This window comes from Streptomyces sp. Ru71 (assembly GCF_002920535.1).
Classification (GTDB): Bacteria; Actinomycetota; Actinomycetes; order Streptomycetales; family Streptomycetaceae; genus Streptomyces.
Window position 1 is genome coordinate 1 of the sequence record NZ_PQSS01000156.1, and the last position, 3,945, is coordinate 3,945.

At 74.8% G+C, this 3,945-nt stretch carries 3 protein-coding genes; 1 reads left to right on the forward strand and 2 read right to left on the reverse strand.

Annotation, left to right across the window (positions count from 1 at the left end; all coding sequences use genetic code 11):
- Positions 1–1,701: AAA family ATPase (locus C3489_RS37880; protein ID WP_146075412.1), on the reverse strand; the 1,701-nt coding region annotated here is incomplete at its 3' end.
- 294 nt (positions 1,702–1,995) lie between these two features.
- Positions 1,996–2,862, reverse strand: a complete 867-nt coding sequence (locus C3489_RS37885; RefSeq protein WP_103786668.1) for a helix-turn-helix transcriptional regulator — start codon at positions 2,860–2,862, stop codon at positions 1,996–1,998.
- A gap of 125 nt (positions 2,863–2,987) precedes the next feature.
- On the opposite strand from C3489_RS37885, the gene C3489_RS37890 reads away from it, so the two are divergent.
- Positions 2,988–3,945 (forward strand): AMP-binding protein (locus C3489_RS37890; protein WP_146075413.1); only part of this gene is annotated, 958 nt, incomplete at its 3' end.

Here is a 3,945-nt window from a genome sequence, read left to right on the forward strand (position 1 = left end):
CACATGCGGGTCCTGCGGCTCCTGCAGGGCGCGTTTGACCGTGGCGGGCGCGTTCGGGTGGCCCATCAGGGTCTCGGTGGACGCCTGGAACGACAGCGCCATCAGCTCGGTGCGCCGGTCACCGGCGCGCGCGGCCAGCTCCGCCGCGTGCGCGGCCTCCTGCCGGGCCTCGGCGAAGTCCCCCTCGACGACCAGAGCGCGCCAGGCCAGCTGGTAGTGGACCAGGGCGAGCAGCCGCGGGTCGTCGCCGGCGTCGGCCAGCGCCTGCGGGAAGACGGCGTCCACGTCGCCGAGGGCCTGCCCGGCCGCCTCGATCACCACCATCCAGGCCCGCACCCGCTCCGCCGGCACGGTGGCCCGGGTCAGCACCTCGCGGGCGATGTCCCGGGCGAGGTCGACCTCGCCGGCCGTGATCGCGTCCTCCGCGGCCTGCAGCCGGCGCTCGTCCGGCGCTGGCCGGCCGTCGGCGGGGGTGTGCCGGGCGGCGAGCAGTCCGAGCGAGGCGGCCACCGAGGGCGCCCCGCGGTCCCGGGCGAGCGCGGCGGCGTCCGCGAGCGAGGCGGCGACGTCCGGGTCGGTGCCGATGGTGGCCAGCGCCAGGTGCCGGGCCCGCTCGATCGGGTCGGAGGCGGCCGTGGACAGCGCGGCGTGCGCCGCGCGCCGCTCGTGCGCGGGCGCCTCCGCGTACAGCGCGGCCGAGATCAGCGGGTGCGCGAAGCGTACGGCGGGCGCCTCCGGCTCGGTGGCCAGCAGACCCAGCTCGGCGGCCTGGGCGCACTCGGCCTCGGCGTTGTCCCGGCCGGCCGCGTGCAGCAGCGCCGGGGTGGGCGGGCGCCGGCGCTGGCCACCGAGCAGGGTGCGGCGGGCCTCGTCGGACAGCAGGTCCAGACGGCTGAGCACCAGGGCGCGCAGCGAGGTGGGCACCGGCAGCGGCTCGCCCGGCCGGGGCGGGTGGGGTTCTCGGGCCAGCGCGCGGCCCAGCTCCAGCGCGAAGAGCGGGTTGCCGCCGCTGGTGCGGTGGATGTCGCGGACCGTGGAGCGGGGCAGGCCGGTGTAGCCGCGGTGGTCGAGCAGCGTGGAGACCTGGGCGCGGGTGAGCGCGCCGAGCCGGACGGCGAGCGTGTCGGGCGGGCAGGCGCGCAGGTAGCGGTCGTACTCCTGCGCCTCGGTGCGCACCGCGCACAGCATCCGCACCGGGGTGTCGCCGAGGCGCCGGGCGGCGAAGCCGAGCAGTTCGGCGCTGGCCGAGTCCAGCCACTGGAAGTCGTCGGCGACGACCAGGACGGGGCCGTCGGCGGCGAGCGCGCGCAGCGCGGACAGCACGGCCAGGCGCAGCGCGAGGCCGTCGCGCTGGAGGGTGGACTCGCCGCGTCCGGTGAGCGCGGACTCCAGGGCGGTGCGCTGGGCGCCGGGCAGTTTGTCGGCGATCCGGTCGAGGACCAGGCCGAAGAGGTCGGCGAGGGCGAGGAAGGGGAGATGGGATTCGGACTCGGTGGCCGAGCAGCGCAACACGGTGCCCGCTTGGAAGGAGTTTTCCGCTGCCAATGCCCGCAGCACGGTCGACTTTCCTATTCCCGCCGGACCGTGCAGCAGCACGCTGCCGCCGGAGGTGAGCCGCTCACGGGCCGTCGTGACCAGCTCGTCCCGGCCGATGACCAGGTCGGGGCGGCATCGGGCAGGCTCCTGGAAGTCCCGTCGCACGGTTACCGCTCCCCTCCGTGTGTCGTGTTCGGGCCAAATTCTAGGCAACCGCGCAGGAAATTCGGACGGACGATGTCGTGAGGGATATAACAACACCCTTGCGCAACGAAAAATTCACGACCACGTCCCGGTGAATGACAACGCTGCCGAGGCGCCGGACGCCTCCTGCCGACTCCAGTGTCCGCGATGACCGGGCGGTACGAGGGGGAGCACCCCGGACGGCCGGGGCGGGGGGACGGCTCCGGCGTGGGGGCGGTGGGCCGGGGTGGCCGGCCGGGGGTGGTCACCGGGCGCCTACGGCAACAGCCCGGCTCGGCGGGCCGCTGTGACCGCCTCGCCTCTCGTATGGGCGCCCAGCTTGCGCATCGCCGAGCGCAGATAGGCCTTCACCGTCTCCGGGCGCAGGCCGAGGCGGTCGGCGGTCGCCGCGTTGGTCGCGCCCGCCGCCACACAGGACAGCACGTCCAGCTCACGGGGTGCGAGGCTCACCGCCGGCGTCGCCGGCACCGGGGCGAGCAGTCCGCACGCCGCCAGCAGCTCCGCCCGCAGCGCCGGGTCGCTGATACGCGGGGCCAGCGCGCGCAGCGCCGCGTGCGCTTCCCGCACCTGCTCCCACGCCCCCGGCCGGCTCGCGGACGCCGGACCGGCCCCCGTCGGCACCTCACGCGTCTCCTCGCGCCCCGCCAGCGCCTGCTGCAGCAGGTCGCGCGCCTCGTCGCGCACCACCAGCGCCTGCTCCACGTCCCGCGCCGCCGCCACGGCCGCGCTCAGCGTGCGGTCGCCCAGCGGCTGGGCGGTGCGCAGGGCGCCGTAGAGCACTCCGCGCACCCGGCGCCGTACCACCACCGGCACCGCGAGCACCGAGCGCAGGCCCTCCTCGGCGACGGGGGCGTCGTACTCGTGGCTGATCTGCCGCGACGAGGAGTAGTCCGCGACGGCGCAGGGCCGGGCCAGCGCGACCGCCTTGCCGCCGAGCCCGTTGCCGGACGTCACCGCGAGGGAGCGCAGCGCGAACGTGTCGTTGCCGCTCAGCTCACTGATCCGGATGTGGCGGTGCCCGGCGTCCACCAGCCCGCCGAAGGCCACCGGCACCCCGGTCGTGCGGCGCAGCCGTGCCAGCGCACCCCGAATCTCCATCACCCCGGACGCGTCCGCTGTCACCTGCTCGACCCCTCACTGCGGCTCATCTGCGGCCCCTACCCCCGTTCGGGGGTAGTGAGACCTGCATCACGGATTACACGATGTACCTCAGCCGCCCGGCAATGGTCCGGTGACGAGGAGGACAGATGACGACGGCGACGGACGACTTCCGCAGGGCCCGGGACTTCCTGCTGGAGCACCGCGAGGACTACGCGGGCGCCTACGAGGGTTTCCGCTGGCCCCGGCCCGAGTACTTCAACTGGGCGCTCGACTGGTTCGACGTCGTCGCGGACGGCAACGACCGCACCGCGCTGCACATCGTCGAGGAGGACGGCACCGAGACCAGGCTGTCCTTCGCCGAGCTGTCCGACCGCTCCGACCGCGTCGCGAACTGGCTGCGCGACAGGGGCGTGGCCGCCGAGGACCGCGTTCTGGTCATGCTCGGCAACCAGGCCGAGCTGTGGGAGACGGCGCTGGCCGCGATGAAGCTGCGCGCCGTCGTCATCCCCGCCACCCCGCTGCTCGGCCCCGCCGACCTGCGCGACCGCGTGGAGCGGGGCCGGGTCAAGCACGTCATCGTGCGCGCGGCCGACACCGAGAAGTTCGACGACGTGCCCGGCACCTACACCCGGATCAGCGTCGGCGGCCTGCCCACCGAGGGCTGGGAGCCGTACGAGGACGGCTACGCGGCGCCCGCCGGGTTCGTCCCGGACGGCCCGACCCGCGCCGACGACCCGCTGATGCTGTACTTCACCTCCGGCACCACCGCCCGCCCCAAGCTGGTCGAGCACACCCACACCTCGTACCCGATCGGGCACCTGGCGACGATGTACTGGATCGGCCTCAAGCCGGGCGACGTGCATCTGAACATCTCCTCGCCCGGCTGGGCCAAGCACGCCTGGTCCAACCTGTTCGCCCCGTGGAACGCCGAGGCGACCGTGTTCATCCACAACTACACGCGCTTCGACGCCGCCCGTCTGATGTCCGAGATGGACCGGGCCGGCGTCACCACCTTCTGCGCCCCGCCGACCGTGTGGCGCATGCTCATCCAGGCCGACCTCTCCCAGCTGGCCACCCCGCCCCGCGAGGTCGTCGCCGCGGGCG